The sequence below is a fragment of the Pseudomonas sp. PS01299 genome (assembly GCF_029960145.1).
Lineage (GTDB): Bacteria > Pseudomonadota > Gammaproteobacteria > Pseudomonadales > Pseudomonadaceae > Aquipseudomonas > Aquipseudomonas putida_A.
Window position 1 is genome coordinate 1 of the sequence record NZ_JASCPO010000077.1, and the last position, 25,887, is coordinate 25,887.

22 protein-coding genes and 2 tRNA genes are annotated in these 25,887 nt (G+C 60.5%); 12 read left to right on the plus strand and 12 right to left on the minus strand.

Translation table 11 applies throughout. The features are described 5' to 3' along the window. Positions 1–92: 92 nt before the first annotated feature. From QMX91_RS15500 to hemA, 6 genes are all read right to left on the minus strand, one after another. The gene (locus QMX91_RS15500) at positions 93–611 is read right to left on the minus strand and encodes an acyloxyacyl hydrolase (protein ID WP_027612230.1); all 519 of its coding nucleotides are present in this window, start codon (positions 609–611) and stop codon (positions 93–95) included. Positions 612–723: 112 nt separating this feature from the next. Further along, positions 724–1,515, minus strand: a complete 792-nt coding sequence (gene murI, locus QMX91_RS15505) for a glutamate racemase (protein ID WP_282412998.1) — start codon at positions 1,513–1,515, stop codon at positions 724–726. Continuing rightward, positions 1,508–2,263, minus strand: a complete 756-nt coding sequence (locus tag QMX91_RS15510) for a molybdopterin-synthase adenylyltransferase MoeB (RefSeq protein ID WP_282412999.1) — start codon at positions 2,261–2,263, stop codon at positions 1,508–1,510. Before QMX91_RS15510 ends, murI begins: the two co-directional genes overlap by 8 nt. Continuing rightward, positions 2,257–3,087, minus strand: coding sequence for a peptide chain release factor N(5)-glutamine methyltransferase (gene prmC, locus QMX91_RS15515; protein ID WP_098965581.1), 831 nt, complete (start codon positions 3,085–3,087; stop codon positions 2,257–2,259). Before prmC ends, QMX91_RS15510 begins: the two co-directional genes overlap by 7 nt. Next, the gene (prfA, locus tag QMX91_RS15520) at positions 3,088–4,170 is read right to left on the minus strand and encodes a peptide chain release factor 1 (protein ID WP_098965583.1); all 1,083 of its coding nucleotides are present in this window, start codon (positions 4,168–4,170) and stop codon (positions 3,088–3,090) included. It abuts the gene before it with no gap. Next, a complete protein-coding gene (gene hemA / locus QMX91_RS15525; protein WP_064589169.1) occupies positions 4,167–5,453 on the minus strand; it encodes a glutamyl-tRNA reductase in 1,287 nt (428 codons plus the stop codon). Before hemA ends, prfA begins: the two co-directional genes overlap by 4 nt. Positions 5,454–5,635: 182 nt before the next feature. Here hemA and QMX91_RS15530 point away from each other — a divergent pair, with 182 nt between their 5' ends. The 8 genes from QMX91_RS15530 to ychF all read left to right on the plus strand — a co-directional run bounded on the left by QMX91_RS15530 (position 5,636) and on the right by ychF (position 12,556). Next, complete coding sequence (locus QMX91_RS15530) at positions 5,636–7,360, plus strand: tetratricopeptide repeat protein (protein ID WP_098965585.1); 1,725 nt, start codon at positions 5,636–5,638, stop codon at positions 7,358–7,360. Between the two features lie 3 nt (positions 7,361–7,363). Next, on the plus strand, positions 7,364–7,981 hold the full coding sequence (gene lolB, locus QMX91_RS15535; protein ID WP_095136807.1) for a lipoprotein insertase outer membrane protein LolB: 618 nt from the start codon (positions 7,364–7,366) through the stop codon (positions 7,979–7,981). Between the two features lie 3 nt (positions 7,982–7,984). Next, positions 7,985–8,836: a 4-(cytidine 5'-diphospho)-2-C-methyl-D-erythritol kinase gene (gene ispE / locus QMX91_RS15540; protein ID WP_027612238.1), complete on the plus strand. Its 852-nt coding sequence runs from the start codon at positions 7,985–7,987 to the stop codon at positions 8,834–8,836. A gap of 37 nt (positions 8,837–8,873) precedes the next feature. After that, positions 8,874–8,948: transfer RNA gene (locus QMX91_RS15545), tRNA-Gln, on the plus strand. A gap of 45 nt (positions 8,949–8,993) precedes the next feature. Continuing rightward, entirely contained in the window at positions 8,994–9,935 is a 942-nt protein-coding gene (locus QMX91_RS15550; RefSeq protein WP_003171603.1) for a ribose-phosphate pyrophosphokinase, read from the plus strand. 141 nt (positions 9,936–10,076) lie between these two features. Next, positions 10,077–10,679 (plus strand): 50S ribosomal protein L25/general stress protein Ctc, encoded by a 603-nt coding sequence (locus tag QMX91_RS15555; RefSeq protein ID WP_095136806.1) that lies wholly within the window; start codon positions 10,077–10,079, stop codon positions 10,677–10,679. Between the two features lie 169 nt (positions 10,680–10,848). After that, on the plus strand, positions 10,849–11,433 hold the full coding sequence (gene pth / locus QMX91_RS15560) for an aminoacyl-tRNA hydrolase (RefSeq protein ID WP_003228164.1): 585 nt from the start codon (positions 10,849–10,851) through the stop codon (positions 11,431–11,433). A gap of 22 nt (positions 11,434–11,455) precedes the next feature. Beyond that, complete coding sequence (ychF, locus tag QMX91_RS15565) at positions 11,456–12,556, plus strand: redox-regulated ATPase YchF (protein ID WP_047599160.1); 1,101 nt, start codon at positions 11,456–11,458, stop codon at positions 12,554–12,556. A gap of 189 nt (positions 12,557–12,745) precedes the next feature. Here the strand turns inward: ychF and QMX91_RS15570 are convergent, their stop codons facing one another. Continuing rightward, entirely contained in the window at positions 12,746–13,963 is a 1,218-nt protein-coding gene (locus QMX91_RS15570; protein ID WP_098965589.1) for an MFS transporter, read from the minus strand. A 333-nt stretch (positions 13,964–14,296) separates the two neighbouring features. Here QMX91_RS15570 and QMX91_RS15575 point away from each other — a divergent pair, with 333 nt between their 5' ends. Continuing rightward, positions 14,297–16,354: a methyl-accepting chemotaxis protein gene (locus QMX91_RS15575; RefSeq protein WP_210558561.1), complete on the plus strand. Its 2,058-nt coding sequence runs from the start codon at positions 14,297–14,299 to the stop codon at positions 16,352–16,354. 115 nt (positions 16,355–16,469) lie between these two features. Beyond that, positions 16,470–16,546 (plus strand) — tRNA-Met (locus QMX91_RS15580). Positions 16,547–16,655: 109 nt separating this feature from the next. Here QMX91_RS15580 and QMX91_RS15585 read toward each other — a convergent pair. Next, positions 16,656–17,765, minus strand: a complete 1,110-nt coding sequence (locus tag QMX91_RS15585; RefSeq protein ID WP_098965593.1) for a DUF2817 domain-containing protein — start codon at positions 17,763–17,765, stop codon at positions 16,656–16,658. Positions 17,766–18,030: 265 nt separating this feature from the next. Between QMX91_RS15585 and ggt the strand changes: the two genes are divergently transcribed. Next, positions 18,031–19,863, plus strand: coding sequence for a gamma-glutamyltransferase (gene ggt / locus QMX91_RS15590; RefSeq protein ID WP_223008324.1), 1,833 nt, complete (start codon positions 18,031–18,033; stop codon positions 19,861–19,863). Positions 19,864–19,943: 80 nt separating this feature from the next. On the opposite strand, the gene QMX91_RS15595 is transcribed toward ggt, so the two are convergent. The 3 genes from QMX91_RS15595 to QMX91_RS15605 form a co-directional block, all read right to left on the minus strand. Further along, positions 19,944–20,576 (minus strand): LysE family transporter, encoded by a 633-nt coding sequence (locus QMX91_RS15595; protein ID WP_223008303.1) that lies wholly within the window; start codon positions 20,574–20,576, stop codon positions 19,944–19,946. Between the two features lie 75 nt (positions 20,577–20,651). Next, the gene (locus tag QMX91_RS15600; protein ID WP_134787327.1) at positions 20,652–21,251 is read right to left on the minus strand and encodes a flavin reductase family protein; all 600 of its coding nucleotides are present in this window, start codon (positions 21,249–21,251) and stop codon (positions 20,652–20,654) included. A gap of 153 nt (positions 21,252–21,404) precedes the next feature. Beyond that, a complete protein-coding gene (locus QMX91_RS15605; RefSeq protein ID WP_098965600.1) occupies positions 21,405–22,721 on the minus strand; it encodes a PAS domain-containing methyl-accepting chemotaxis protein in 1,317 nt (438 codons plus the stop codon). A 239-nt stretch (positions 22,722–22,960) separates the two neighbouring features. Here QMX91_RS15605 and QMX91_RS15610 point away from each other — a divergent pair, with 239 nt between their 5' ends. Continuing rightward, on the plus strand, positions 22,961–24,331 hold the full coding sequence (locus tag QMX91_RS15610; RefSeq protein ID WP_282413000.1) for a gluconate:H+ symporter: 1,371 nt from the start codon (positions 22,961–22,963) through the stop codon (positions 24,329–24,331). 6 nt (positions 24,332–24,337) lie between these two features. Here the strand turns inward: QMX91_RS15610 and QMX91_RS15615 are convergent, their stop codons facing one another. Further along, a complete protein-coding gene (locus QMX91_RS15615) occupies positions 24,338–25,651 on the minus strand; it encodes an MFS transporter (RefSeq protein WP_098968455.1) in 1,314 nt (437 codons plus the stop codon). Positions 25,652–25,887: the final 236 nt, after the last annotated feature.

Sequence of the window (25,887 nt, forward strand, 5' to 3'; positions counted from 1 at the left end):
CGCGAATGCGGTGTGTCAGTCAATTGTGTTGTCGACTGACACACCGCATTCGCGAGCAAGCCCGCTCCCACAAAGATTTGTGCAAGCTGCAGTTACAGCGGCATCGTGTAATGCAGCGCGTAGCTTTCTACACCGTCGTTGCTGCTGGCCAGGCCGGCGTTGGAATAGTGCGTTGCACGAATCCCCACTTCATGCCCGCCATTGAAGCGCAGACCAAAACCGATGCGGTCTTCGAACTGGAAAGAGCCGCCGATGTTGTTGCTTTCATATTTGGTGTTGGAGAACGCTGCGACACCAATGCCCGCTTCAACATACGGCTTGACCGACTGACCGGCAAACTCGTAAACAAATACCGGCGAGAACGACAGGCTGTTGTTGCTCGAAGTCTTGTCACCTTCCCAGTAAGTGTAAGCGCCGCTCCAGTAACCGGTCAGGCGACCGACATCACTTTGAAGCCAGCTCTTGTCCCAATCGAAATTCATGCCCAGGCGATAAGTCATGGTCGAATCGCTGGTCGCACCCACTGCAAATTCAACACCTGCAGCTTGCGCGGTAATACTTTGCCCCATCAGTGCGGCCGCAATCGCGGCCAAGCAGAATAGTCGCTTCACTTTGAAACTTCCTTTTCCGGAACGATCGTTTGGTTTTCTAGATAACTCATCGCTATAGAAGCTAGCGCCTGATTAGAAGTTCAGCTGTTTTTCTAGTTATTTCACATTTTTTTTACAAGCTGAATTTTTCGACGTCGCCGGCAACCTGACCCAACAGGGGCAGGGTCTTGCGGAAGAACGCGGGGTCGGCACTGGTCCAGAATCTGACCGATCGGTTCGGCCCTTCGGCGAGCAGATCACGTTCGGCCAGCAACCGTTGCAGTTGCCGCGCTACGGCTGCGCCAGTGTCAATCAGGCTGATGCTGTCGGGAATCATCGTCTTGAGCAGCGGCTTGAGAAACGGATAGTGAGTGCAACCGAGAATGATCGTGTCGCAACCGTTGGCCAGCAGCGGGTCGACGTAATGCTGCAGCAACGTGCGCAACTCGGCGCTGTGCAGATCACCGCTTTCAATCAGTTCCACCAGGCCGGGGCACGGCTGGGTGATGACGCGAACGTCAGCGGCGAAGCGGTCGAGCAACGCGGCGAACTTGGCACTCTGCAACGTGCCGGTGGTGGCGAGTACGCCCACCACACCGCTGCGGGTAGCGGCAGCTGCGGGTTTGACCGCTGGCTCCATGCCAACGATCGGCCACTCGGGGAAATCACGGCGCAGATCGGCAACCGCGGCCACCGTCGCCGTGTTGCAGGCGATCACCAGGGCCTTGGCGCCCTGCTCACGGAAAAAACCGGCCATCACATTGCAGCGTTGGCGGATGAACTCCGGGGTTTTCTCGCCGTAGGGAATATGCCCGCAATCGGCGAAATACAGCAGTGATTCATGGGGCAGCAAACGCTGGATTTCAGCCAGTACCGACAAGCCGCCGACACCGGAATCGAACACCGCGATCGGCGCCTCACGCATGCTGCGAACCACAGACGCTGCACCCCGGATCACGCTTGACCCGCAATTCACGGAAGCGCGAACCCAAGGCATCGATCAACAGCAAACGACCCACCAACGGTTCGCCAAAACCGACCAGCACTTTCAACGCTTCAAGCGCCTGCAGGCTGCCGACCAGCCCCACCAGCGGCCCGACCACACCGGCCTCGCTGCAGGTCAGTTCGGCTTCGCTGCCATGCCCGTACAGACAGTGGTAGCACGGACTTTCCGGGCGACGCGGGTCGAACACCGACAACTGCCCTTCCAGACGAATCGCCGCGCCGCTGACCAGCGGTTTGCGCGCTGCCACACACGCGGCGTTGACCGCCTCGCGGGTGGAGAAGTTATCGGAGCAGTCGAGCACCAGATCCACCGCCGACACGGCGGCGGCCAGGGAATCCTCGTCCAGCGCCTGACGATGAGGCACCAGTTTAATCTCGGGATTGATCGCGCTCAGGCGCTTGAGCGCCGAGTCGACCTTGCTCATGCCGACGCTGTCGGTGTCATGAATGATCTGGCGCTGCAGGTTGGTCAGGTCGACCGTGTCGAAATCCGCCAGATGCAATTCACCGACACCGGCCGCCGCGAGATACAGCGCGACCGGGGCGCCGAGACCGCCGAGGCCGACGATCATCACGCGGCTGTTTTTCAGCTTCAGTTGCCCGTCGATGTCGATGTGTTGCAGCAGAATCTGCCGGCTGTAGCGCAGCAATTCCTGATCATTCAGCACGGCAGACGCCCCAGGCTGATCCGTTGATGGCCGCCCAGATCGGTGCGGCTGTGGACTTGTTCAAAACCGCGAGTGAGCAACAGATCACGCACGGCTTCGGCTTGATCATAGCCGTGTTCGAGCATCAGCCAGCCGCCGGCTTCCAGATGATCCGGAGCCTGCGCGACAATCAGGCGCAGATCGTCGAGCCCGTCGACACCGGCCACCAGCGCACTGGCCGGTTCGAAGCGCACGTCGCCCTCGACCAGATGCGGATCGGCAGCCGCAATGTACGGCGGATTGCTGATGATCAGGTTGAAACGTTGGCCTTCGAGGGCGCTGAACCAGTGACTGCTCAGCACCGTGGCGTTGTTCAGGTTCAAGCGCTGACGGTTGCGTTCGGCAAGGGCCACGGCTTCCAGCACGCGATCCACCGCCGTGACGTTCCACGCCGGGCGTTCGCTGGCCAGGGCCAGGGCAATCGCGCCGCTACCGGTGCCCAGATCGAGGACTTTCGCCGGCGTTGCCGCCAGCAGTTCCAGTGCGGCCTCGACCAGCAACTCGGTGTCCGGGCGCGGGATCAACGTGTGCGGCGCGACTTCCAGATCGAGCTTCCAGAACCCCTGCTGACCAAGGATATAGGCCACCGGCTCGCCACTTCGACGCCGTTGCAGGTACTCGGTAAAAATCAGCACCGCTTCGCTGGGTACGATGCGCTCGGGCCAGGTGTGCAGGAAGCTTCGCGATTTGCCCAGTGCCGCTGCCAGGAGCAATTCGGCATCCAGGCGCGCGGTGGGCGAGTCCGGCAATTCGGCAGCGCGCAACAGACTGGCGATGATGGTCATTTATTCACCTATCGCTGCAAGTTGGTCGGCCTGGTATTCGGCCAGCAAAGGCTCGATCACCGCTTCAACGCCACCGGCGAGGATTTCATCAAGGGAGTACAGGGTCAGGTTGACGCGATGGTCAGTGACCCGGCCCTGGGCAAAGTTGTACGTGCGAATGCGCTCGGAACGATCACCGGAACCCACCAGCAACTTACGCTCGCTGGCAATCGCATTCGCCGCCGCTGCGGTTTGCTGATCGTTGAGTTTGGCCGACAGCCAGGCCATCGCCCGGGCACGGTTCTTGTGCTGGGAACGTTCTTCCTGACACTCGACGACGGTGCCGGTCGGTATGTGCGTGATGCGGATCGCCGAGTCGGTGGTGTTGACGTGCTGACCACCGGCCCCGGAGGAGCGGTAAGTGTCGACACGCAGATCCGCCGGGTTGATCTCGATGGCTTCGCGCTCGTCCGGTTCGGGCAACACCGCCACGGTGCAGGCCGAGGTGTGGATACGGCCCTGGGATTCGGTAGCGGGTACACGCTGTACGCGGTGCGCGCCGGATTCGAACTTCAGCTTGCCGTAAACGTTGTCGCCTTCAATGCGGGCGATGACTTCTTTATAGCCACCGTGCTCGCCTTCGTTTTCCGAAAGGATCTCCACGCGCCAGCCACGTCGTTCGGCGTAACGCGAGTACATGCGAAACAGATCGCCGGAGAAGATCGCCGCCTCGTCGCCACCGGTACCGGCGCGAATTTCGAGAAAGACGTTACGCCCGTCATTGGGATCCTTGGGCAGCAACATGCGCTGCAGATCATCTTCCAGCCTGATCAGCAATTCCTTGGCTTCGCGGACTTCTTCCACGGCCATTTCACGCATGTCCGGGTCGCTGTCCTTGAGCAGCGCCTGGGCGCCTTCAAGATCACTTTGTACGCCGAGCAGCTTTTTGTAGCCTTGTACCACCGGCTCGAGTTCGGCGTATTCCTTGGAATAGGCGCGGAATCTGGCCTGATCGGCAATGACTTCGCCGTCGCCGAGCAGCGCGGTCAGTTCCTCGAAACGGTCCTGGAGGGTGTCCAGCTTGTTGAGCAGTGACGCTTTCATTGCGGTTTTTTATCCGAAAAACTATCCGGTGAGCCCTCGAGGGCAAAGAGTTCCTGGGCCATGGCCAGCGCATCGAGGCGGCCTTCGGCAGAAAGCTTTTTCAATTGCACGCTGGGCGCATGCAGCAGTTTATTGGTCAGGCCACGGGCCAGTTGCCCGAGCACCTCTTCGGCGTTGCCGCCGTTGGCCAGCAGACGCAGGGCTTTTTGCAGCTCCTCGTCGCGCAGGCGTTCGCTTTGTTGCCGATAAGCCTTGAGCACATCGACCGCCGCCAGCTCACGCAGACGCACCATGAAATCGTCGGCGCCGACCGAGACCATCTCTTCCGCCGCCTGGGCTGCGCCCTGACGACTCTTGAGGTTCTCGGCGACCACTTCGTGCAGATCGTCGACGCTGTACAGGTAAACGTCGTCGAGTTCGCCGACTTCCGGTTCGATGTCGCGGGGTACGGCGATGTCGACCATGAAGATCGGTTTGTGCTTGCGCTGCTTCAGCGCGCTTTCCACCGCGCCCTTGCCGAGGATCGGCAACTGGCTGGCGGTCGAACTGATCACGATATCGCTGCGCACCAGTTCCGCCGGAATGTCCGACAGCAGCACCGCGTGCGCGCCGAACTGCTCGGCCAGCAGGCTGGCACGTTCCAGCGTGCGGTTGGCGACCACGATGCGCTTGACCCCCAGCTCATGTAAATGGCGGGCGACAAGCGTGATGGTCTCGCCAGCGCCTATCAGCAGGGCCTGACTGCGTTGCAGGTCGCTGAAAATCTGTTTGGCCAGACTGACCGCGGCAAACGCCACGGACACCGGGTTTTCGCCGATGGCGGTGTCGGTACGCACTTGCTTGGCGGCATTGAACGTCGCTTGAAACAGCCGCCCCAGCAGCGGGCCGATGGTCCCGGCCTCGCGAGCCACGGCGTAAGCCGATTTCATCTGGCCGAGAATCTGCGGTTCGCCCAGCACCAGCGAGTCGAGCCCGGAGGCGACGCGCATCATGTGACGAACTGCCGCATCATCTTCATGCACATAAGCACTCGCGCGCAGCTCATCGAGGCTTAAATGGTGATAATCGGCCAGCCAGCGCAGAACCAGATCAGCCGAAACCTGATCCTGTTCTATATACAGCTCACTGCGATTGCAGGTGGAGAGGATCGCAGCTTCGCGGCTGTCGGTGAGTCGGCAGAGCTGCTGCAAGGCCTCCACCAGCTGCTCAGGGGTAAAGGCCACGCGCTCGCGGACGTCTACTGAAGCAGTCTTGTGGTTAATACCGAGTGCAAGGAAGGCCATTCAAGGTCGCTGATGGTGACGTGAAGCCGGCAATTGTCCTACTTCGTCAGATTCAGAACAACTACCGCTGACTATTGTCCCAATTGTCGGCCACTATAAAGGCCACATTCGAGACTCGGTTATGTTTGGCCGAAGGCTTGTGTCATGATGATCCGACCGCAGGTTAGTCGTCCTCTTCCTATATGAATAGATCTTCCGCGTTGCTCCTTGCTTTTGTCTTCCTCAGCGGCTGCCAGGCCATGGCACCCGTTTCGCCGGACGGTACCCCGCCGGTCGAAGACACCGCGTCCCCGCCTGAAAAACCCAAGGTTTACAGCTCGTTCAGCGAGGAAACCGTTTTCAGCCTGCTGAGCGCCGAACTCGCCGGCCAGCGCAATCGGTTCGACATTGCCCTGGACAACTACGTGACCCAGGCGATCAATACTCAGGACCCGGGGGTTTCCGAGCGCGCGTTCCGCATCGCCGAATATCTCGGTGCCGACCAGCCTGCGCTGGACACCGCACTGATCTGGGCAAAAAACGCCCCGGACGACCTTGAAGCGCAACGCGCCGCCGCCGTGCAACTGGCTCGCGCCGGGCGTTACGACGACTCCATGGTCTATATGGAGAAAGTCCTGCAGGGCAAGGGCGACACACATTTCGACTTCCTCGCGCTATCGGCCGCCGATACCGATCAGGAAACCCGCAACGGCCTGATGAAAAGTTTCGACCGTCTGCTGCAGCGCCACCCGAAGAACAGCCAGCTGATTTTCGGCAAGGCCCTGCTGCTGCAACAGGACGGCGACAATAAAGCCGCCCTGACACTGCTCGAAGACAACCCGCCGGAAGAAGGCGAGATTGCGCCGATCCTGCTGCGCGCGCGTCTGCTGCAAACCATGAATCGTGGCGACGAAGCCCTGCCGCTGTTGCGCAAAAGCATCAAGAAATACCCGGACGACAAACGCCTGCGCCTGACTTATGCGCGCACGCTGGTTGAACAGGACCGGATGGATGACGCCAAGGTCGAGTTCTCCACCCTCGTTCAGCAATACCCGGAAGACGACGAACTGCGTTATTCGCTGGCACTGGTGTGCCTGGAAGCCAAGGCCTGGGACGAGGCCAAGGGTTACCTGGAAGACCTGATCGCCCGGGAAAGCCACGTTGACTCGGCGCACCTGAACCTCGGTCGCATCGCTGAAGAACGCAACGACCCGCAGGGCGCGCTGATCGAATACGCGCAGGTCGGCCCTGGCAATGACTATCTGCCGGCGCAACTGCGTCAGGCAGACATTCTGATGAACAACGGCAAGACCGCTGAAGCCCAGAGCAAACTGGCGGCCGAGCGCGATGCCCAACCGGATTACGCGATCCAGCTGTATCTGATCGAATCCGAAACCCTGTCGGCCAACAAACAGGACGACAAGGCCTGGAAAACGCTGGATAAAGCCTTGCAGCAATACCCGGACGATCTGAATCTGCTCTACACCCGGGCCATGCTCGCGGAAAAACGCAATGATCTGGCACAGATGGAAAAAGACCTGCGCCTGATCATCAAGCGCGACCCGGACAACGCCATGGCGCTCAATGCGCTGGGCTATACCCTGTCCGATCGCACCACCCGCTACGCTGAAGCCAAGGCCCTGATCGAACAGGCGCACCAGATCAATCCGGAAGACCCGGCGGTACTCGACAGCCTCGGCTGGGTGAATTTCCGCATGGGCAATCTGGACGACGCCGAAAAATATCTGCGTCAGGCGCTCGAGCGTTTCCCGGACCACGAAGTCGCCGCGCACCTGGGCGAAGTTCTGTGGGTCAAGGGCAATCAGCGCGAGGCCAAGCAAGTCTGGGGCAAGTACCTCAAAGATCAGCCCGACAGCACCATCCTGCGCAGCACCATCAAGCGCCTGACCGGATCCGAGACTCTTTAACTCATGTTTTTGCGCCACGTTATTGTTTTCAGCTTCATCGCCCTGCTCGCCGGTTGCGCGGGCTTCGGCGCTCGCGAATCGGTCGAGGGCCACGGCAGTCCGGCTCAGTGGGCCGCGAACAAACAACAGCTGACCGGCCTCGACGGCTGGCAGATCGACGGCAAGATCGGCATTCGCGCACCGAAAGATTCCGGTAGCGGCACGCTGTTCTGGCTGCAACGCCAGGACTACTACGACATTCGCCTGTCCGGCCCGCTGGGTCGTGGCGCGGCACGTCTGACCGGGCGCCCGGGCAAGGTTTCGCTGGAAGTCGCCAATCAGGGCCGCTATGACTCCGAGTCACCGGAAGCGCTGCTCGAAGAGCAACTCGGCTGGAAGCTACCGGTGTCGAATCTGGCCTGGTGGGTCCGTGGCCTGCCGGCCCCCAGCAGCAAAAGCCGTCTGACCCTCGATAACGACAGTCGCCTGGCCAATCTGGAACAGGACGGCTGGAAGGTCGAGTACCTCAGCTACGCCGAGCAAAACGGTTACTGGCTGCCCGAGCGGATCAAGCTGCACGGCACCGATCTGGACGTGACGCTGGTAATCAAGACCTGGCAACCGCGTAAATTGGGGCAATAACGCATGACCGCTCCACGTCTGACGCTGCCATCGCCGGCCAAGCTCAACCTGATGCTGCACATTCTCGGTCGCCGGGCAGACGGCTATCACGAACTGCAGACGCTGTTTCAGTTCGTCGATTACGGCGACGAAATCACCTTCGCCGTGCGCGATGACGGCGTGATTCATCTGCACACCGAATTCGCTGGCGTGCCCCACGACAGCAACCTGATCGTGCGCGCGGCGAAAATGCTTCAGCAACAGTCCGGCTGCACACTCGGCATCGACATCTGGATCGACAAGGTGCTGCCCATGGGCGGCGGCATCGGTGGCGGCAGCTCGAATGCGGCGACCACCCTGCTCGGCCTCAATCACTTGTGGCAACTGGGCTGGGATGAAGATCGCCTCGCCGCGCTGGGCCTGTCGCTCGGCGCCGACGTGCCGGTTTTCGTCCGTGGTCACGCGGCTTTTGCCGAGGGCGTGGGCGAGAAACTGACCCCGGTCGACCCCGAAGAACCGTGGTATCTGGTGCTTGTGCCGCAAGTCTCTGTAAGTACGGCAGAAATTTTTTCCGATCCTTTGTTGACACGTAACACGCCGCCCATTAAAGTGCGCCCCGTTCCCGAGGGAAACAGTCGAAATGACTGCTTGCCGGTGGTTGCAAGGCGTTATCCAGAAGTACGTAACGCATTGGATTTGTTAGGTAAATTTACCGAAGCAAAACTCACCGGAACTGGAAGTTGTGTGTTTGGGGGCTTCCCAAGCAAAGCTGAAGCTGATAAAGTCTCGGCCCTTCTGACAGAGACCCTTACAGGGTTTGTAGCGAAAGGAAGCAACGTTTCGATGTTGCATCGCAAGCTGCAAAGTCTGCTCTAAAAGGAATCAAGTGCAAGGCACTTGAAGCAACAGATACAGGGGCGTCGCCAAGCGGTAAGGCAGCAGGTTTTGATCCTGCCATGCGTTGGTTCGAATCCAGCCGCCCCTGCCATTTTCTATACTCATCCAGGTTACCCTCAGCCTCTAGGTACTGCGCGTGTCCAAGATGATGGTCTTTACGGGGAACGCTAACCCCGATCTGGCTCGGCGTGTTGTACGTCAGCTGCATATCCCTCTCGGTGACATCTCTGTCGGTAAATTCTCCGACGGCGAAATTACTGCCGAGATCAATGAAAACGTTCGCGGTAAAGACGTTTTCATTATTCAGCCGACTTGCGCTCCGACCAACGATAACCTGATGGAACTGGTAGTGATGGCTGATGCCTTCCGCCGCTCCTCGGCTACTCGTATTACTGCTGTTATTCCTTATTTTGGTTATGCCCGTCAGGATCGCCGTCCGCGTTCCGCACGTGTGGCTATCAGCGCGAAAGTCGTTGCTGACATGCTTACCGTAGTCGGCATCGACCGTGTTCTCACGGTTGATCTGCATGCTGACCAGATTCAGGGCTTCTTCGATATTCCGGTAGATAACATCTACGGCTCCCCGGTTCTGGTGGATGACATTGAAGATCAGCGCTTCGAAAACCTGATGATCGTGTCCCCGGACATTGGTGGCGTCGTGCGTGCACGGGCTGTTGCCAAATCCCTGGGCGTGGATCTCGGGATCATCGACAAACGCCGTGAGAAAGCCAATCACTCTGAAGTGATGCATATCATCGGTGATGTCGAAGGGCGTACCTGCATTCTGGTCGATGACATGGTCGATACCGCCGGCACTCTGTGCCACGCGGCCAAGGCCCTGAAAGAGCATGGCGCAGCCAAGGTCTTTGCCTACTGCACACACCCTGTGCTGTCGGGTCGGGCCATCGAGAATATCGAAAATTCCGTGCTGGACGAGCTGGTGGTGACTAACACCATCCCGCTGTCCGCTGCAGCACAAGCCTGTGCACGTATCCGTCAACTGGATATCGCACCGGTTGTTGCCGAAGCGGTTCGCCGCATCAGCAATGAAGAATCGATCAGCGCGATGTTCCGTTAAGGGCCCTGCCCTTCTCGAAATGTCTCGTTGACGAAAAGCGCCCCGCCCCGGCATTCCTGTCGGGGCGGGGCTTTTTTGCCCATACCGTGTTTGGCGCTGGTCGCAAACGCCACTCGGTCATGGCTATTTTGGAGATACAAAATGAACGATTTTACTCTGAATGCTGAAGTGCGTTCCGACCTGGGGAAAGGTGCGAGCCGCCGCCTGCGTCGTCTCGCCGCTCTGGTTCCAGCTGTTGTTTACGGTGGCGACAAAGCCCCTGAATCCATCAGCATGCTGGCCAAAGAAGTTGCCAAACTGCTCGAAAACGAAGCGGCTTACAGCCACATCATCGAGCTGAACGTTGGTGGCAAGAAACAAAACGTCGTGATCAAAGCCCTGCAACGTCACCCGGCCAAAGGCCACGTGATGCACGCTGACTTCGTACGCGTTGTAGCTGGCCAGAAACTGACCGCTATCGTTCCTGTGCACTTCATCAACGAAGCTGCTCCAGTGAAGAAAGGCGGCGAAATCTCGCACGTTGTTGCCGAGATCGAAGTTTCCTGCCTGCCAAAAGACCTGCCTGAGTTCATCGAAGTCGACCTGGCTGACGCTGAAATCGGCACCATCGTTCACCTGTCGGACCTCAAAGCTCCTAAAGGTGTCGAGTTCGTTGCTCTGGCACACGGCGATGACAAGGCAGTAGCCAACGTCCACGCTCCACGTGTTGCTCCAGAAGCTACCGAAGAAGGCGCAGCAGAGTAATTTCACTCTGTTCGTCGGAGTGAGTGAAACATCGCGGACTGGAACGTAGCGAGAAAGCGGGCGAGAACGCGGAGTTTACATTCATGGTAAATGAGCAATTTTCGTCCACTTTCGCCGCCTTCACTGCTTGCGGCGATGTTATCCACCACTCCAAGGAAGGGCCCCTATCGTGACTGCCATCAAACTGATCGTTGGCCTGGGAAATCCAGGCGCTGAATACGAACAGACCCGGCATAACGCAGGGGCCCTTTTTGTTGAGCGCATCGCTGCCGCGCAAGGTGTGAACCTTGTGGCCGATCGCAAATATTTCGGCCTGACCGGGCGCTACTCGCATCAGGGTCAGGATGTTCGTCTGCTGATTCCCACCACCTACATGAACCGCAGCGGCCAGGCCGTGGCGGCACTCGCCGGTTTCTTCCGCATCAAGCCTGAAGAAATCCTGGTGGCGCACGACGAACTCGACCTGCCTCCGGGCGTCGCCAAGCTCAAACAGGGCGGCGGCCATGGCGGTCACAACGGGTTGCGCGACATCATTGCGCAACTGGGCAATCAGAATACTTTCTACCGCCTGCGGCTTGGCATCGGCCACCCGGGCGTCGCCAGTATGGTTTCAAATTTCGTCCTGGGTCGTGCGCCACGCGCCGAACAGGAAAAACTCGATGCCAGCATCGACTTTGCCCTCGGCGTGCTGCCGGATATCCTCGCCGGTGAATGGAACCGCGCGATGAAAAACCTGCACAGCCAGAAGGCCTGACTCTAATCCGAGGGGAAACACCATGGGATTCAATTGCGGCATCGTCGGCCTGCCTAACGTCGGCAAGTCCACCCTGTTCAACGCCCTGACCAAATCCGGTATCGCGGCCGAGAACTTCCCCTTCTGCACCATCGAGCCGAACAGCGGCATCGTGCCGATGCCGGATCCACGTCTGGAAGCCCTGGCGGCCATTGTCAATCCGAAGCGCATCCTGCCGACCACCATGGAATTCGTCGACATCGCAGGCCTGGTGGCCGGCGCCTCGAAAGGTGAAGGTCTGGGCAACAAGTTCCTGGCCAACATCCGCGAAACCGACGCCATCGCTCACGTGGTGCGCTGCTTCGAAGACGACAACGTGATCCACGTTTCCAACAGCGTCGACCCGAAGCGCGACATCGAAATCATCGACCTGGAACTGATCTTCGCCGACCTCGACAGCTGCGAGAAGCAACTGCAGAAAGTCGCGCGCAACGCCAAGGGCGGTGACAAGGACGCAGTCGTTCAGAAAGCTCTGCTTGAGCAACTGATCGCGCACTTCACCGAGGCCAAGCCTGCGCGCAGCCTGATGAAGAACATGAGCGCTGACGAAAAGTCGGTGATCAAGGGCTTCCACCTGCTGACCACCAAACCGGTCATGTACATCGCCAACGTCGCTGAAGACGGTTTCGAGAACAACCCGCACCTGGACGTGGTCAAGGCCATCGCCGAAGAAGAAGGCGCCATGGTCGTTCCGGTGTGCAACAAGATCGAAGCGGAAATCGCCGAGCTCGATGACGGCGAAGAGAAAGACATGTTCCTCGAGGCCTTGGGCCTGGAAGAGCCTGGCCTGAACCGCGTGATCCGCGCCGGCTACGAAATGCTGCACCTGCAGACCTACTTCACCGCCGGTGTCGAAGAAGTCCGCGCCTGGACCGTCCGCGTCGGTGCCACTGCACCACAAGCTGCTGGCGTGATCCACACCGACTTCGAGAAAGGCTTCATCCGCGCCGAAGTCATCGCCTACAACGACTTCATCCAGTACAAGGGCGAAGCCGGTACCAAGGAAGCCGGTAAATGGCGCCTGGAAGGCAAGGACTACATCGTCAAAGACGGCGACGTAATGCACTTCCGCTTCAACGTGTAAGCGACACGCCCAAGAAAAAGCCGCGTTTGATACGCGGCTTTTTTGTGCCTTACAGATTTTTATACAACACCACCAATCCCCCTGTGGGAGCGGGCTTGCTCGCGAAAGCGGTGTGTCAGCCACATTAATATCGACTGATACACCGCATTCGCGAGCAAGCCCGCTCCCACAGTTGGAAATGGTGTGGGGTCAGGTTTTTTTGGTGCGCGGCAGGAAGATCGCCAGCACGCCAAACAACGGCAAAAAAGAGCACAGGAAATACACGTACTCGATACCGTGCACATCCGCCAGATGCCCCAGCAGCGCCGCACCAATCCCGCCGAAACCAAACATCAAGCCGAAGAACACCCCGGCGATCATCCCGACATTGCCCGGCACCAGTTCCTGCGCGTAAACCACAATCGCCGAGAACGCCGAGGCGAGAATGAAGCCGATCACCACGCTGAGGACAGTGGTCCAGAACAGATCGACGTGCGGCATCAGCAAGGTGAACGGCGCCACGCCGAGAATCGAAAACCAGATCACCGCCTTACGCCCGATCTTGTCGCCAATCGGCCCACCAAAGAACGTCCCCGCCGCCACTGCACCGAGAAACAGGAACAGGTGCAGTTGCGAACTGGCCACCGACAGGTCGAACTTCTCGATCAGGTAAAAGGTGAAATAGCTGGTGAGGCTGGCCATGTAGAAATACTTGGAAAACACCAACAGCCCCAACACCACCAGCGCACTGATCACCCTGCCCTTCGACAACCCGTGAGTCGCCGCCTGCCCGGCCTTGAGCTTGAACAGGTTCAGGTGATGGGCGTACCAGCGGCTGATGCGATACAGCACGAACAGCGCAAACACCGCGAACAGACCGAACCACGCCACGTTGCCCTGACCGAACGGAATAATGATCGCCGCTGCCAGTAATGGGCCGAACGCGGAACCGGCGTTACCGCCGACCTGAAAGGTCGATTGCGCCAGACCAAAGCGTCCGCCCGAGGCCAACCGCGCGATCCGCGAAGCCTCAGGATGAAAGGTCGAGGAGCCGATACCGATCAGCGCCGCCGCCAGCAGAATCAATGGAAAACTGCCGACCACTGACATCATCACGATGCCAATCAGCGTGCAAACCGAACCCGCCGGCAACAGCCACGGTTTCGGATGGCGATCAGTGTGATAGCCGACCCACGGCTGCAACAGCGACGCGGTCAATTGGAAGGTCAGCGTGATCAGGCCGACCTGGGTGAAGCTCAAACCATAGTTGGCCTTGAGCATCGGATAGATCGACGGCAGCACCGACTGAATCAGGTCGTTGATCAAATGCGCCAGCGCCACCGCGCCGATGATACGCATCACCAACGGGCTGCTTTGGGGAGGAGCGGACGCCGAGGCAGCGGCGGTCTGAGCGTTGCTGATAGCCATGAAAGTTTCCGTACAGCAGATGGGTGCACGCAGGCAGGTGCGTCAATGTGCCATTTTTCGGTGCGCCAGCGCCATCCCCTTAGCCAGCTAACTAACTGACTGACCGTCGCACGCGAAGTGATAGCGCAACGCCATGGTCTGAATCTTGCCTTGCTTCTCCCCTCGAACGCGGCGGCCTTACAAAGGCCTCCGAGAATGGGAAGTTTCGCTACAGAGCCGGCCTACAGAGCGGGCGAGAGTGAACTTTCGGGGCCTTTTAGCAGGGCACGACATCGAGGTCGCACGACCGTGATGCACGCCAATGGTGCGTGGTGTCCAGAGGAGTCATGAGGCATGCAGGCTTTCTTGTCACCGGGGATCAAATTGCTGGGGCGGTTTGGATTCGCGCGTAAATTCCAGCTGTTGTTTCTGCTGTTCATTCTGCCGTTGGCCGGCAGCCTGTTGATGATCGGCCAGGACTATCGCGACAAGCTCAATCTGATTTCCGGCGAACGCGCCGGCGTACGCCAGTTGCTCAGCCTTGATGCGCTGGACAACCTGCTCGCCGCCCAGCGTGACCGCGCCGCCCGTTGGCGCGCCACCGAAACCAATCGCCAGCCAACCCCGGCCACCCTCGCTGCCATGGCAGCGTTTGACGCGGTGCAACCAGCCGTCCAGCAAGCCACCAGCGATTTGGGCAACGCGCTGAAAAATGAAGGTGCCGAAGGCGAAACCCTCGCCCGCTATCAAGCCCTGCAAACCGCGCTCGGTGGTCTGGATTCGAAAAGCCTGAGCAGCGTCGGTTGGTGGCCGGACGGTTACGATCGTTTCACCAACGCCCTCAGCGCCCTGCAAGCCTTGCGCGAGCAGATCGTCATGGACAACCGCCTGACGTTGGCGCCATGGCTGGAAACCTATCTGCTGACGCAGATCTCCACGCAACACGCACCGGATCTGATCGAGCGTGTGGGTCGCCTCGCCGCCGTCGGCCAGGCTTCGGTGGTCTCAGGACAATTCACCCTGCAAAGTCGCTTGCAGCTACGCGACCTGCGCGGCCGCATCGGCGACGCCCGCGAGCAGCTTGTCAAAACGGCAGGCCTGCTCGAAGCGCGTCTGCCGAGCGATCTGCAAACCTGGGCTGGTCAGTACCACGACAGCCTCAAGCGTCTGGACGCTGGTCTGAAGGTGCTGGATGACGGCGTGTTCGGCGGCAGCATTACCCTCAAGCCTGAAGACTTCGAACGCAGCCTCGATGCTCTGCTGGGTGATCTCGCGTCGTTGCGCCAGCAATCGCTGCTGTCGCTGGATCAGCGTCTGGACGCCTACCACGCCTCGGCGATTCGCCAGTTCATCGTGGTCGCCGCCGTGTTCGGTTGCCTGTTGCTGGCGGCGCTGTACCTGTTCGTCTGCCTGCAGGCTTCGATACGCCGCAGCGCCAGCGGCATTACCCTGCTGGCCGAGGCCCTGCGTGACGGCAATCTCAGCCTGCAAGTGCCGGTGGTGGGCCGCGATGAGCTGGCGGCGATCAGCACCGCGCTCAACGTCGCGGTGGTGCAACTGCGCGCGAGCATGCTCGGGGTCGATCACGAAACCTCGCAACTGAGCCACGCGGTGCGCAGCCTCAACGATCATTCCAGCGGCGCGCTGAGCGAAGTCGAAGCGCAGCAGTTGCAGATCAGCCAGATCGCCGCCGCTGCCACGCAACTGGCCGCCACTTCGCAAGGTGTGGCGCAGAGTTGCGAACAGGCTTCCGGCAGCGCCCAGCACACCCGGCGCATCGCCGCCGACAGCAGCCGCGACAGCCAGCGCACCACGGCGAGCATTCAGCAGCTCAATCAACGCCTGAACGAAACCGCAGCGGCACTCGGTCGAGTCAGCGAACAGGGCCAGCAGATTCAACTGGTGGTCGACACCATTCGTGGCGTCGCCGAGCAGACCAATCTGTTGGCGCTCAATGCTGCGATCGAGGCGGCACGCGCCGGCGAACAGGGACGCGGCTTTGCCGTGGTCGCCGATGAAGTGCGCAGCCTGTCGCAGCGCACCCAGTCATCGACCGCGCAGATTGCCGGCACCGTCGACAGCTTGCGCGCCACGGTCAACGAAGCGGTGAGCCTGATGGAGGCCGCGTGCGGCCAGGCACAATCGGATGCTGAAGCCGTGACCGGTCTTGGTGAACGTCTTGGTGAAATCGCCAGCGCGGTGCAAAGTGTCACTGACACCTTGGCGCAGATCGCCACCGCCGTTGAGGAACAGGCGAGCACCGCCGATGAAGTCAGCGGCAATATCCAGCAGGTCGATCAGGCGGCGATGCGTTTGCTTGAAGGTGCGCGGGCGGTGAACCTCGCAGCGGACACGCTGAGCCAAGGCAGCCATGCGTTGAGCGCCAATACCGCGAGATTCCAGCTGCGTTGACGCCCTGCCCGCCCCCGATTTCCGGGGTCGGAGGATAAGCGGTTGAAAATAAGAAGAAATATTTTAAATTTACGCTTGACGCTTTTCCATTTCAGGGGAATAATGCGCGCCACTTGGCTACATAGCTCAGTTGGTTAGAGCATAGCATTCATAATGCTGGGGTCCGGGGTTCAAGTCCCTGTGTAGCCACCAAGTACTAAAAACGGCTTACCGAAAGGTAGGCCGTTTTTTTATGCCTCGAGAAAACCGCCCTCTGTGGTGAGGAGATAAATCCCTCACCACAATGCCAATCCTGACCTATTCAGGTCTGCTCTGCCGACAGGGCCATCAGCCCCTTCGCCCAGATCTGCCGAGTGCGCAACCCGACCATCGCCCGCCAGTCCGGATCTGCCGGATAAAACTGCTCCAGCAGTTTCAACTTGATCGCCCGCCCCGTCGCATCCAGCGGATCGCCATGCAGATGCAACCAGTGATCATCGCGCAAATAACGATGCACCTCCGGCCCCGGATACGTTCCGCATTCGATCACGAACGGCATCAGTTGCACGCCCGGCAACGCATTGAGCAATGCCTGTGAGGTGTAGCCGGTAGCCGTCGCGGCGACACCGGTTTCGCTCAACGTTTCGGCGCCGGTGTGCAAGGTGTACAACCATGGGCCGTAGATCGACTGTGCTTGCGCCAACGCCGGGTAAGGCGCCTGGGTGATGGTCAGCAACATCGGATGACCGTATTCGCCGGCGCCGGTGTGCAGGTCGAAACACATCACGGTTTGCGCGCCTGCCAGATGCGCGTCGATGATCTGATGCAACGTGCGATTCGACCAACTCGGCGCGCGGCCGCCATAGAACAGTCCGTCGGGATGACTGTGCTGACCGCCCTCGACAATCGACATCACCGCCGGCCAGCCGTGTTCGGTAATTTGCCCGTCAAGCAAGGCGTCGGCGCGCTTACGCTCGGGGCCGTGCAAATCAGTGCAGGCGTAGATCTCGTGCAGCGTGGCGTAGGCGCGGTTGTCCGGCAACGGCCCGGTGAAATCCAGGTGATTGCGGTTGAGGTCGATGTTGTCTTCGTTGACCCGCCGCAGCCACGCGGTGCCCCACGGGTTGATCAGGTGGATCATCACTACCGCGACATCCTTGGGCAGCGAGCCCGGCACGAAAGTCTTCAGCCAGTCGATCTGGCAATCCGAACCGTAATAGCCCTCAACTCCGTGAGTGCCGCTGAGCGCCACCAGCCGGCGCTTTGCCTGCGGATCACCGAGCACCGCGACATCAGTGCTCAGCGGTTCGCCGAAAGGGCCACAGCGCGGATGGGCGTAGGAGGTGAGCGTGGCGCCAGCGGCGTTGGTGGCGGCAAGAAACCGTTCACGTTGATCGCGGTAGCTGGATTCGGTGGGGAACTCGCTGTGCATGCGTCGCCTCTTGTTGGTTTTGTATTTGTGGGAGCGAGCTTGCTCGCGAAAGCGATTGTGCATTCAACATTTTGGTTGCCTGACACGCCGCATTCGCGAGCAAGCTCGCTCCCACAGGGGCTTTGTTTCAGTTCGATGAGTTTGACGTTGACCCTAGCGAATATCCGCCCGGAAAAGAAAGACAAAAATGCCCGCCGGTTTGCGTCGCGACCGAGCGGTCGATAAAGTCCGTCAGACCTTTCACCCCACGGACGGAGAGCCCCACGTGTTTCCAGCCCTGCCCCTGAGCCGCTTTCGCCTGCCTGCCCTGACGCTGATCATCAGCGCCCTGACCCTCACCGCGTGCAACGCCCCGCCCTCCTCGACCTTGCCGCTGGCGCCGGAAGCCGCTTCCGGTTACCGCACCGATCTGCAGACTCGCCACGCCAGTCAACACATGGCCGCTGCCGCCAATCCGCTGGCCGCCGAGGCCGGTCGCGAGATGCTGCGCAAGGGTGGTTCGGCCATCGACGCGGCGATTGCCATGCAAGCGGTGCTGACTCTGGTAGAACCGCAATCCTCCGGGATCGGTGGCGGTGCGATGATTGTGTTGTGGGACGGCAAACAGGTGCGCACCTACGACGGACGTGAAACCGCCCCGGCGGGTGCCACCGAGAAGCTGTTCCTGCAGGCCGACGGCAAACCGATGCCATTCCCGCAGGCGCAGATCGGCGGGCGCTCGGTGGGTACTCCGGGCGTGCTGCGTGCGCTGGAAATGGCACACAAACAACACGGTCGCCTGCCGTGGGCCACGCTGTTCGAGCCGGCGATCAAACTCGCCGAGCAGGGCTTTGCGATTTCACCGCGCCTGCATTCGCTGCTGGAATCCGACCCGGTGATCCGTAAATCGCCGGACATGGCCGCCTACTTCCTCAACCGCGACGGCAGCGTCAAAGCCGTCGGCACCCGTCTGCAAAACCCGGCATTGGCCGCCGTGCTCAAGCGCATCGCCACCGAAGGTCCGGACGCGCTGTACAAAGGTCCGATCGCCGAAGAGATCGTCGCCAAGGTGCAGGGCCACGCCAATCCCGGCAGCCTGTCACTGAATGATCTTCAGCGCTATCAGGCCAAAGAGCGCGCGCCGCTGTGCACCGACTACAAACGCTGGCAGGTCTGCGGTATGCCGCCGCCGTCGTCGGGCGGGATCGCCGTGGCGCAGATTCTCGGCACCTTGCAGGCGCTGGAAAGCCGCGACCCGCGTCTGTCGCTGACACCGCTCAAACCTGTGAAAACCAACAAACCGGCCGGTATCGAACCCGATCCCCAAGCCGTGCACCTGATCGCCGAAGCCGAACGCCTGGCCTACGCCGACCGCGCGCAATACGTGGCCGATACCGACTTCGTTCCGGTGCCGGTCAAAGGCCTGGTCGACCCGGGTTACCTCGCCAGCCGCGCCAGCCTGATCGGCGAGCGCAGCATGGGCAGCGCCAAGCCGGGCACACCGCCGGGCGTGCAAGTGGCCTACGCCCCGGATCGCTCGCCGCTGCGCATCTCCACCTCGCAAGTGGTCGCCGTGGATGATCTGGGCGGCGCGGTGTCGATGACCACCACTATCGAAGCGGCATTCGGCTCGCACCTGATGGTGCAGGGCTTTTTGCTGAACAACCAGATGACCGACTTCTCGTTCATCCCCGAAGAGCACGGGCAGAAAGTCGCCAACCGCGTCGAACCCGGCAAACGCCCACGCTCGTCGATGGCGCCGACGCTGATCTTCGACCGCAACAGCGGCGAATTCCTCGCCAGCGTCGGCTCGCCGGGCGGTTCGCAGATCATCGAATACGTGGCCAAGACCACCGTCGGCCTGCTCGACTGGAACCTCGACCCGCAAAGCGCCATCAGCCTGCCCAACTTCGGCAGCCGCAACGGCCCGACCGAACTGGAACAAGGCCAGTTCAGTCCGGCGCTGATTCAAGCGTTGAAAGACAAGGGACATGTTGTGAATGAAATCGACATGACCAGCGGCACGCAGGCGATCGTGCGGGTCAAGGATGCGCAAGGGAAAGCCTCGCTGGAAGGTGGCGCGGATCCACGGCGTGAGGGGGAAGCGTTGGGGGATTGAGGCGACGCAGGAAAAACAAAAGGCTTACCGCGAGGTAAGCCTTTTTTATGCAACGGGTTTAACGCGCAATATCACCCGGCTCAGCGATTAGCCACCAGATGCGCCCCAAACAGCAAATAACAACCACCGGCCAAGCGATCCAGCCATTGCCGCGACCGTTCGTAAACGCTCGCGATCCGGCGGCTGGCGAAGAACAGCGCGACGCTGCAATACCAGCTGAACGACAGCGTGGCCATGGTCAGCACGGCCAGCGTCAGCAGTAGCGGCGGGACATGGGCCGGCATCGCGGTGGCGAAGATGGTGGCGACGAACAGTGCCGACTTGGGGTTGGTCATGTTGCCCAGAAAGCCCCGCCCGTAGGCTCCCAGCAGGGTCTGTTGCGACTCATCCAGCGTACCGGCGGCAATCGGCGCTTTGCGTTTGAACTGCTTGAGGCCGAGGCAGATCAGGTAGCAGCCACCGGCGATCTTGAAGCTCAGGTACAGGGTTGGCGCCGCGCTGAACAAGGTCTGAATACCCAAACCGCCGGCCAGGCCCCACAACACGGTCCCGCTGGCGACGCCCAGCGCCGCGACCACGCCATGGCGTCGGGAACGGCTGACCGCCAGTTGGGCGATGTTGAAGAAGTTCGGGCCGGGGGTGACCACCGCGACCGTCCACAACAGCGCCAGCGACAGCAACGGGGCGAGATAGCTGGAAAGCGAAAGGTCCATGGGGCGAGCGCCTGATTGGTTCGACAATGCCCCACACCTTGCTACATCCGGCGCGCGTTTTCCATCAGATGCAGGTCACAGCGGCAGGGTTTTACCGTCCACCGCATCGCCAATCGTCAGGAAATGCCCGCCGGCCACGTGGTGCAGCGTGCGCAAGCCATCATGCCCGTCGAAATGCCAGCGCCCGTCGCTGAACACCCGTTCATCCGCCTGAGCGGCGATGACTTCGGCGAGGAACAGGTCGTACTGCTCATGGTTGCGCGGTTCGGGCAGCAAGCGGCATTCGAGCCAGGCCACGCAGCCTTCGAACAGAGGCGCCTCGACGGTTTCACCGGCGAAGGTTTGCAGGCCATAAGCCTGAAACTTGTCCTGCCCCTGATTCTGCTGGATTTCCAGACCCGAGGTATTGCCGACGGTTTGCACGATGTCAGCCTGATTGACGCACGGCACGTTGAGCACAAAAGTGCCGGAGGCTTCGAGCAACTGGCGGGTCCAGGTGGACTTGTCGAGGACGACCGCAACTTTCGGCGGTTCGAAATCCAGCGGCATCGCCCACGCGGCGGCCATGATGTTGCGCTGGCCGTCATGGGCAGCGCTGACCAGCACGGTCGGCCCGTGATTGAGCAGACGATAGGCTTTGTTCAAGGGCACCGGGCGGCGGTGGGAAGCACTCATGGGGATCTGCTCCGGGGAAAAAGGAACAGATTGTAGCGCCACCTGCACCTGTAGGAGTGAGCCTGCTCGCGATAACTGTCTGACATTCAACATCCATGTTGATTGATCTATTGCGATCGCGAGCAGGCTCACTCCTACAGGGTTTAGTACAGGTCAGTTAGACAGTTGATTGGCAAACTGGCCGACCGCATCCACCACTTTCTGCGCGCCGTCCTGGATCTCGACGATCACCGTGCCCGCCTCCGCCGCTAGCGCCAACCCTTGTTCAGCCTGCAGCTTGCCATCGGTCATCAGGGCCACGGCGTTGCGCGCCATTTCCTGGTTCTGCCGCACCACAGTGACGATCTCTTCGGTCGCCTGACTCGTGCGCGAGGCCAGTTGCCGCACTTCGTCGGCAACCACCGCAAAGCCCCGGCCCTGTTCGCCGGCACGAGCCGCTTCGATGGCGGCGTTGAGCGCCAGCAGGTTGGTCTGTTCGGCAATGCCGCTGATGGTTTTGACGATGGTACCGATCACCTGCGACTGCTCGTTCAGTGCCTCGATGCCCTCACCGGCCGCCTGCATGTGGCGCGACAGATCACGCATCACATTCACTGCCTCGGTGACCACCGTAGTGCCACGTTGAGCGGTGCTGTCGGTTTGCTGCGAAGTGCTGTAGGCAATGCTGGCCGCGTCGGCTACCGCTTGTTCGCGATTGACCTGATCGGTGATCACCGTGGCGAATTTCACCACTTTGTACAGTTTGTTGTTGGCATCGACCACCGGGTTGTAGGACGCCTCCAGCCACACCGTACGACCATGGCTGTCGACCCGCTTGAAGCGGTTGGCGACAAACTCGCCGTTGTTCAGGCGACGCCAGAAATTCTGGTACTCGGCGCTGTTGTACTCCTCGGGCGTACAGAACATCCGGTGATGTTTGCCTTTGATCTGCGCCAGGCTGTAACCCATGCCATGCAGAAAGCGCTCGTTGGCATTGAGCACGTTGCCATTGAGGTCGAACTCGATCACAGCCGTCGAACGCACAAGCGCGCCGATCAGGTTTTCGTGTTCGCGGGAGGCTTCAATGGTGCGGGTCAGGTCGCTGGAGAAGATCGAGAAATGCTTGATCCGCCCGTCCGAAGAGCGCACCGGCTGCACGATGGAGCGCAGCCACGCCTCTTCGCCATTACCACGCAACAGGCGCACGGCTCCGGCGAAATGCTCGCCACGGGTGAGTGCGGCCTTGAAACGGTGATGAAAGTCGTCGGCCTTCACGTGCGCCGGAACGATATCTTCAATGGCGCGCCCCACCAGATCCTGGCTCTTGTAGAGCATCTCGCCAAGGAAGTTCTGATTGACCGACTGAATCCGGCCATCAGGTTCCAGAGTCAGCACCAGCATCTCGCTTTCCAGGCTTTCCTTCACCTGCAGCAGGCTGGAGAGTTCTTCACGAAGCGTAGCCAGCTCTTGCTTGAGGCGTTTGTTGAACATGGGGAAATACCGATAGGCAGGGTAGAAAGCGGGATGCAGCTTAACCATCGGCCTTGGAAAACTTTTCTGAAGAGCGTTCGAGACCGGCCAGTCAAAAATAATCCCGCCGGGCTTTTACTCCTATCGATCACTCCACTGAGCCGTTACAAAAGCCGCCGCTCTGGCCCGGCCACTTCAGGTATTCTCAGGTCAAATTGCAACAACATGTTGCAGGTAACCGCCCGATAAGGAGTGCCGTTTTGGATTTATCGACCGCTGCCTGGATGGTGCATGACACCCGCCTGATTCTTTGCTGCCTGCTGGCGATTGCGACGATTATCGTGTTGATCAGCGCCACCAAACTTCCACCTTTTCTCTCGATCCTGATCGGCACTTTTATTGCCGGTGTCGGCGCAGGTTTGCCGCCAGAGGATGTAGCGAAGGCGTTCAGCAAAGGCGCCGGGGCGATTCTCGGAGAAGCGGGGATCATCATTGCCCTGGGTTCGATGCTTGGCGCACTGATGGCCGAGTCCGGCGCTGCCGACCGTATCGCCTCGACGCTGCTCGGGCTGGGCAAAGGCAAGTCCCTGCCGTGGGTCATGGCGTTGGTGGCGATGGTGATCGGCCTGCCGCTGTTCTTCGAAGTGGGGCTGGTGATGATGGTGCCGATCATCTTCGTCATGGCCCGCCGCTCGGGTCAGCCATTGTTGAAAATTGCGATTCCGGCGCTGGCCGGGATGACCACCCTGCATGCCCTGATGCCGCCGCATCCCGGGCCGCTGATCGCGGTCAGCGCATTGCATGCCGACCTTGGGCTGACCATGTTGCTGGGCTTCAGCATCGCGATCCCGGCCGTGATCCTGGCGGGGCCGATCTACGGCAACTGGCTGTCGAAACGCATGCACGTCGATGAGCCGGCAGAGCTCGGCGCACTGTTCAGCGCCCCGCCGAAAGCGCCGCGCCAGCCGAGTTTCGGCATGTCGCTGCTGATCATTCTGTTGCCAGTGCTGCTGATGCTCGGCAGCACCCTGGCGAAAGTCGCGATGAGTCCGGGAAGCAGCGTCGCCCTGACCCTGAAGTTCCTCGGCGAACCGTTGGTGGCGCTGGGCATTGCGGTGATGGCGGCAGTGATCTGCCTCGGTTGGGCCAACGGCATGCCACGCGATCAAGTCGGCGGCACGCTGCGCAAAAGCCTGGCGCCGATTGCCGTGTTGCTGCTGACCATCGGTGCCGGCGGCGGCTTGAAGCAGACCTTGCTGGACGCCGGCGTCAGCCAGACCATCAGCAAAGTCGCCGAGGGTGCGCACATGCCCTACCTGCTGCTGGCCTGGCTGATTGCCGTGGCGTTGCGTCAGGCTACGGGTTCGGCGACGGTCGCCACGACCACGACGGCGGGGATTCTGGCGCCGATGATGGCGGGGCTCGCCGCGACGCAAAGCTCACTGGTGGCGCTGGCGATTGGCGCCGGCTCCGTGTTCTTCTGCCACGTGAATGACGCCGGCTTCTGGATGGTTCGCGAGTACTTTGGCTTGCAACTCAAACAGACGATCTGGGTCTGGTCGATTCTGCAAACCATTGTCTCGGTGGTGGGACTGGTGGGGACGTTATTGTGGTGGCACTGGTTGACCTGACACTCGTCAGGAACAGGGCGCCACGGCTTGGCGCCCGACACTGCTCATGCGCGAACCGAAATACGCCGCGCTGACAATGCCAACCGCACCCATCACCGCACAGAACATCACGCAGATCCACGGGCTCCACGGCATCAGACCGATCAGCAACAGCGGTGTGATGCTCGCCCACGCGGCGTAGGCAATGTTGTAGGTGAAGGAGATGCCCGACACGCGAATCCGCGCCGGAAACAGTCCGACCATCACCGATGGCACCGCGCCGACCACACCGCAGCCCAGGCCGGCGACGGCATACGCCAGCCCGACCCAATTGCCGCCCATGATCAGACAGCTATAAAGCACACCAATGCCCAACGGCAGCAGCAGGCTATAAAGCATGACCGTGCGCCAGGCACCGATGCGATCGACCAGCAATCCGGCAATCACACAACCGATGTTGAGAAAGACGATGCCCAACGCGCTCAGGGCGAAGGTGTGGCTGGCGGTCATGCCGAAGGTTTTCTGCATCATGGTCGGGGTGATGACCACGAACACCACCACCGCCGACGTCAGCACACAGGTCAGCAGCATCGCCGGCAACATCGCCAGACGATGTTCGCGCAGCACCGTGCGCAACGGCAGTTCGACCCGCGCTTCACGCTGGGCTTCCATGGCCATGAACACCGGGGTTTCGCTCAACCAGCGGCGCAGGTAGACACCGATCACGCCGAACACACCACCGAGCAGGAACGGATAACGCCAAGCGTAATCAAGGATTTCCGCCGGGGTGAACACTTGTGCAAGGAAAGTCGCGGTCAGCGCGCCAATCAAGTAACCAAAGGTCAACCCGGCCTGCAAAAAGCCCAGCGCGTAACCGCGATGCCCGGCAGGCGCGTGCTCGGCGACGAACACCCAGGCGCTCGGCACTTCGCCGCCGACCGCCGCGCCTTGCAGGATGCGCAGCGCCAGCAACAGCAGCGGCGCGAAATAGCCGATCTGGGCATAAGTCGGCATGATCCCGATCAGCAGGCACGGCAGCGCCATCATCAGGATGCTCAGACTGAAAACCTTTTTCCGGCCCAGACGATCGGCGAAATGCGCCATCAGAATTCCGCCCAGCGGGCGCGCCAGATAACCGGTGACGAAGATCCCGAAGCTTTGCAGCAGACGCAGCCACTCGGGCATTTCCGGCGGGAAGAACAACTGGCTGAGGGTCAGGGCGAAGAACACGAAAATGATGAAATCGTAGATCTCCAGCGCCCCGCCGAGGGCCGCAAGGCCGAGGGTCTTGTAGTCGGAGCGGCTGAACGGCGCCGGTCGGGCTGTGGATTGGGCAGTCATGGCAAAGAACTCTGGCAGGCAAAAAACCAAGGCGCCCATGGTCTACGCAAATCTGCCTGGGGACAACCCGTTAGACCATAGTCCCGGTTTCGCAAAACCAGCTCACAAAACAGCCAGGCTTGATTTACTGTTTAGACCAGTCTCCAGCCGCACCTGGTGAAAACCTGTGGGAGCGGGCTTGCTCGCGAATGCGCTGTGTCAGCCAAATCAGCGTCGACTGACACACCGCAATCGCG